The organism is Candidatus Synechococcus spongiarum SH4, from assembly GCF_000586015.1.
GTDB lineage: Bacteria > Cyanobacteriota > Cyanobacteriia > PCC-6307 > Cyanobiaceae > Synechococcus_B > Synechococcus_B spongiarum_F.
Genome location: NZ_JENA01000120.1, coordinates 1 through 5,054, shown reverse-complemented (window position 1 = coordinate 5,054; position 5,054 = coordinate 1). Strand labels below are relative to the sequence as shown.

The 5,054-nt window shown below is 63.3% G+C and carries 6 protein-coding genes; 3 read left to right on the top strand and 3 right to left on the bottom strand.

Annotated elements, in window-relative coordinates; genetic code table 11:
- Positions 1-440: diacylglycerol kinase catalytic domain-containing protein (locus BG35_RS0106380; RefSeq protein WP_025782172.1), on the top strand; the 440-nt coding region annotated here is incomplete at its 5' end.
- A gap of 36 nt (positions 441-476) precedes the next feature.
- Here the strand turns inward: BG35_RS0106380 and BG35_RS13945 are convergent.
- Complete coding sequence (locus BG35_RS13945; protein WP_025782171.1) at positions 477-1,598, bottom strand: glycoside hydrolase family 24 protein; 1,122 nt, start codon at positions 1,596-1,598, stop codon at positions 477-479.
- Positions 1,595-2,434 carry a TIGR04168 family protein gene (locus BG35_RS0106370; RefSeq protein WP_025782170.1) on the bottom strand — a complete coding sequence of 280 codons (840 nt, stop codon included), beginning with the start codon at positions 2,432-2,434 and terminating at the stop codon, positions 1,595-1,597. The genes BG35_RS13945 and BG35_RS0106370 overlap by 4 nt, the downstream gene beginning before the upstream one ends.
- Positions 2,435-2,515: 81 nt before the next feature.
- Here BG35_RS0106370 and nadA point away from each other — a divergent pair, with 81 nt between their 5' ends.
- Both nadA and BG35_RS0106360 read left to right on the top strand, forming a co-directional pair.
- The gene (nadA, locus tag BG35_RS0106365; RefSeq protein WP_034417503.1) at positions 2,516-3,475 is read left to right on the top strand and encodes a quinolinate synthase NadA; all 960 of its coding nucleotides are present in this window, start codon (positions 2,516-2,518) and stop codon (positions 3,473-3,475) included.
- Between the two features lie 122 nt (positions 3,476-3,597).
- Positions 3,598-3,888: a hypothetical protein gene (locus tag BG35_RS0106360; protein ID WP_025782168.1), complete on the top strand. Its 291-nt coding sequence runs from the start codon at positions 3,598-3,600 to the stop codon at positions 3,886-3,888.
- 9 nt (positions 3,889-3,897) lie between these two features.
- Here BG35_RS0106360 and BG35_RS0106355 read toward each other — a convergent pair whose 3' ends face one another.
- Positions 3,898-4,497 (bottom strand): ferritin, encoded by a 600-nt coding sequence (locus tag BG35_RS0106355; protein ID WP_025782167.1) that lies wholly within the window; start codon positions 4,495-4,497, stop codon positions 3,898-3,900.
- Positions 4,498-5,054 lie beyond the last annotated feature (557 nt).

Here is a 5,054-nt window from a genome sequence, read left to right as displayed (position 1 = left end):
GCTCCCCCACCTGTCGCCTTGAACTGGCGGTGGACGGGGAGGTGGTGGACCAGGTGCAGGGGGACGGCCTGATCGTGAGCACCCCCACCGGCTCCACGGGCTACACCCTGGCTTCCGGCGGACCCATCGTCCACCCTGGCATTGACGCCATTGTGGTGAGCCCCATCTGCCCCATGAGCCTCTCCAGCCGCGCCGTGGTGCTGCCCCCCCGGGCCCGCCTGGCCATCTGGCCCCTGGGGGAAACCGGCCGGGTGGTGAAGCTGTGGAAAGACGGGGCCTACGCCGCCACCCTCCATCCCCGCCAGCGGTGCATTCTGCAACGGGCCCAACGCCATGCCCAGATGCTGGTTCTGGAGCAGCAGCCCTCCTACTTCAAAACCCTGCGCCGCAAGCTCAACTGGGCCGGCAGCCTCGGCAACGGGCCGCCAGCCGCCGTTTGATCAGAGAGTTCAAGCGATCAGAGAGTTCAACGAGGCCTAGGACCGGGAGACCACGCTTTCCGGCTGGATGGGCGCCCCGCCGTTGGCCACGTGATCCAGGAGACACATCAACTCCCCGTCACAATCCGCAGAAGTGGCAACAGGAATCAAGCGGGCGGGCGTCGGGGGGGATTGGGCTACAGGGATGGCAGGTAGCGGCCTCGCGGCAACCCATGACGGACTTGATGGACTCCCACGGCGAACCACTGCCAGATTGCTGTTGTAAAACCTCTTGAGAGAGGAGAACCGGCGCACGGGTTGGCCGTAGTAACTGGCGCCGGAGTGTTTTGGGAAGGAAGCCCACTCCGGCGCCAACCGATGGGCAAGTTCCTTGGTGAACACGCCACGATCCGCCAACCCCAGCGCCTTACGACGCTGGATCAGATAGAGAGCGGCTTGATCCTGGGATCGGGGGCCGAAGTCTCTTAATCCGAGGGCTTCTTTCGCCATCTTCCATGTGGCGGGCAGAAACTGATACGCTCCCGCTGCCCGGGAGGAATATCGCCCATGGTTGACCTTGTTGGGATGGTGGCTCACCTTCTGGAAAAGCGTACCTCCATAGAAAACTCTATAGCCGTCTTCTCCCTGCTTCCAGGTGCCCTCGGCATAGCGAATGGTGTTCAGGAGAGCCCGGCGTTCAGGGGTCACCTCAAAATGCCTGCGTGGGCTGGCAAAGGCCGGCAGGACGCAGGTAACACAAGCCAGCGCCAGGGGTAAGAGACTCCGCAACACTTGTCGAACGCTCCGAAGGTTGAGGTGAACACCCGCTTGCAGACACAACACTCCCATGGCGGACGACCATGGGCAATGGCATCGGTGGACACTAGGATAAACGTCTGTCTCCCCCTTGACAAGGGAGGGGTAGACGAAATCCTCCCCGAGCACACCGGCCAGGGGGCGCAGCCACTTGATGGCGGCGCATCCGGGCAGGCTGTCAAAGAAATCCGGCCCAATCCACTGGGGAGACTTCCGGCAGGCCCAGTCCATGGCCAGCCCCCATGGGCAGGGGCAGCAGGCCGTATAGACCAGAACAGCTTCCTCCTGCCGGTCCAAGCCGGCGGCTTCCTGGCAGACGGCTGTCCAGAAACCAGGGGCAGGGACGGGAATCACAGCCCTCATGCCCCCGAGGCCCGATAGAGACACTCCTGCCACCGCAGGGTGGCTTCCCTGTCAAACCAGCAATGGGCCGCCCAGAGCAATTGGTTGCCCGCCAGATGGACCATGGCGAAATGACGCAGGGGGCGGCCATGGTCATCCCGGCCATGGCGAGGCACCACGGCGGCGTTGAGATAGGCCGTGTTGTGCCGATCCAACAGGAAGGAGCGCCGCTGGCCGCCCCCCCGGAGGCGATGGTGCATATGGCCAAACACCACAAGGGGGATGGGGCGCCAGCGGCGGATCCGGGCGATGGCGGCGGCCAGGTCCAGATCGCCCCAGTCCCGCGCCGGACGGCGCCAATCCCGACCGCAGAGATCCTGGGCGGCGCTTCCCAACCCCGTTGGCCCCACGTGGGCCAGGAGCACCAGGGAATCCTGGGCCGATACGGAGGAGGCGGCCGTGGTGATCCGCGTAATGGAGGTCTCCAGGGGCACGGGACCCCAGACGGAACGCACGGCGGCCGAGAGCACGTAGCCCCCGCCGGAACTGGCGGGACGCCCGCCAACAACAGCCAAGCCAGGGGGATCCAACCGCCGTAGGCCCCAGCCACAATGCACGTCCCCCAGGAGCGTCAACTGGCGGCGCAACACCTCGCCGCGCACGTCACGGGCAGCGTCATGGTTGCCCAGCACACAGGCCACGGGATGGGGAAGCCTTGCCACCATCCGACTCATGCGGTCTTCCCCCTCCCCCAGATCACCCACCACCAGCACCACGTCCGGAGCCAGCCGCTCCAGGATGCGCTCATCAACGGCATCCCAGAGCCCGTGTAAATCGCCGGCGATGGCAATCCGCATGGGGCGGCGGCCCATTCAAGACTTGGCTAGGCTTCAGCATCTTGCCTGGTTTTGTTTCCCGTGTTTGCCACAGCGCCACCGTTGGACGAGCACCCTGGGCCGGGCCGGGCCCCCGACCCGGCGGATCTTCCGGTAGCCATCGGGGAATTGCGGAAGCGGCGGCGGGCCGTCATCCTGGCCCACTACTACCAGGAACCGGAAATCCAGGATATTGCCGATTATACCGGCGACTCCCTGGAACTTTCCCGGCGGGCCGTCGAGACGGATGCGGAGGTGATTGTATTCTGCGGGGTTCACTTCATGGCGGAGACCGCCAAAATCCTGAACCCCTCGCGGCTGGTGCTGCTCCCCGATCTGGAGGCCGGCTGCTCCCTGGCGGAAAGCTGTCCCCCCGAAGCCTTTGCCAGCTTCCGGGCCCGGTACCCGGATCATCTGGTGGTGAGCTACATCAACACGTCAGCAGCCATCAAGGCCCAGAGTGACTTGATCTGCACCAGCAGCAACGCCGTGGACTTGGTGCGCCAGTTGCCGGAAGACCAGCCCATCCTCTTTGCGCCGGACCGCAACCTGGGCCGGTGGGTGCAGCAACAGAGCGGCCGCCCCATGGTCTTCTGGCCCGGAAGCTGTATCGTCCACGAAACCTTCAGCGAGACTGCGGTTCTGGCCCTGAAACAGGCCCATCCGGAGGCTGCGGTGATTGCCCATCCGGAGTGTCGGGAAAACCTGTTGGATCTGGCGGATTTCATTGGCTCCACCAGCCGCCTGCTCAGCCATAGCCGCAGCGCCGATGCGCCAGCGTTCATCGTCCTGACGGAGCCCGGCATCCTGCACCAGATGCGCCGCTCCGTGCCCGGCAAAACCTTTCTGGAGGCACCGGGACTGGATGGGTGCAGTTGTAATGCCTGCCCCCACATGCGCCGCAACACCATGGCCAAGCTCTGGCGCTGCCTGGAAACCCTGGAGCCCCGCATTGAACTGCCGGAAGACCTGCGTCAACGGGCTTTGGCCCCCATTCAGAGAATGCTGGCCATGAGCCGTTGAGCAGATAGGAGGGGGAGGAGGTCAACAATGCTACATGGACTTGTGGCACTCGTCGCGCTGCGTGAGCTTGGTTCAGTCAAGATAAAGAAAATTGTTAACACTCCCCAACACTTGCGGCAACCATGCTCGTCAAGACCATCATTGCTGACCTGCTCTGGGAAATGGAGTTTCTTCAAGGCCGCTGGTCCATGGCCTATCAAGACTGGCGAAGCCTGAAGCATCAGACCATGCACGCCAGATTACAGGGCGAACTGCAACGTTTACGTTGCCGTGTCCAGCATGTGGAAAAGATCGCCTGGTCCCTCAGCGCCGCTGGCGGCGAACCACTGACCCTCAGCCTTCTTCAGGCCACCTGCAGAGCAGTCCTGACCCAGGACGACCAACAGCACTGCTCCCTGGGCAGCCCAGCTTAGAAGTCCAGCCTAGCTGTTCCCGTCTTTTGCCAGTCGGGGGCGGTCGTCCTCGCCACGGCTCAGTTCCTGGTCAATCAGCAGCAACGCTGCGGGGTCATCCCCGGCCAGCCTTACCCGGCTCATCACGTAGGCAGCCTGGGCTTCCGAGTCCGTCTGCTGTTGAATGACGCCGTCCAGAAAGACGGAGGTGATGTAGTCGCCGGCCCTCTCCGCCATGGAGTAAATCTGTTGGGCCGAGGCTGTCACCGCCACCTCGTTGTCAAACATGAACCGGGTGACGGCTTCCATGCTGTCCCAGGTGCTGGTGTTGGGTTGCAGGGTGGCCAGTTCCACAGGTTGGCTGCGATCCACGAGGTGATCCGCCACCAGGCAGGCATGGTGGTGTTCGTTCAGGGCCTCCTGGCGCGCAAATGCGGCAAACCCTTTCAGGTCCCGCTCGGCAAACCAGACGGCCAGGCGGAAGTAGTCGTAGCTGGCTTGCAACTCCATCTGCAGGTGGAGTTGCAGATGGCTCAACACGTCCGGCGCCAGGGCGCGGGGGACGGGGCGACGGCGCTGGGCTGGCCGACTGGCAACGGCCAGGGCTTCCGTGGTGGGTGTGGTGGTCATGGTGTCGTGGCCTCCATGTAGAGGCTATGTTGCCCCGCAAGGCTCAACCACAATCATAATCAAACATGACTTGGTGATGAAACGTATGTGCCTTATGTAATAAAAGTAACATCCTTGAGGCTCCTGGCGGCTTTCCCTGGGGCTGGATTGCTGAGACTGGACTCCATTCTCTGGCCAGTTGGACCCCATGCATCCCGTTGCCTCGGCTCAGCGCAAGCGCAAAAAAGGCTGCAAGCGGTCCAAGTGCAGCAAGTGGAAGGGTGGGTCCTGCCGCTGTGGCCGTGAGTAACGGGCCAATCCTGTGCATCAGGAACGGTCGTCCACGGCCAGCACCGTGGCTGAGCGGCATCTCATCCCTGTTGGCGACCGAAGGCCCTGGCGCGACGCCCACCATCCGGACCGGTGGCGTTCTTCCGCCGTCCTCAATCAGAGCATGGTCCCCTGGCAACTCAGTCTGGAGACGCATCAGTCCCTCAACCCTCCAGGCAGTGATGAAAACAATGATCAAACCTGACCTCCGCAATTCATGGATTCGGGTAGGGGCCAAGGAAGCGTGC

Bases quoted from the DNA above. Each gene is read 5' to 3' on its own strand.
- BG35_RS0106370 (WP_025782170.1), bottom strand. From the start codon at position 2,434: ATGCGGATTGCCATCGCCGGCGATTTACACGGGCTCTGGGATGCCGTT.
- BG35_RS0106355 (WP_025782167.1), bottom strand. From the start codon at position 4,497: ATGACCACCACACCCACCACGGAAGCCCTGGCCGTTGCCAGTCGGCCA.
- BG35_RS0106360 (WP_025782168.1), top strand. From the start codon at position 3,598: ATGCTCGTCAAGACCATCATTGCTGACCTGCTCTGGGAAATGGAGTTT.
- BG35_RS13945 (WP_025782171.1), bottom strand. From the start codon at position 1,598: ATGAGGGCTGTGATTCCCGTCCCTGCCCCTGGTTTCTGGACAGCCGTC.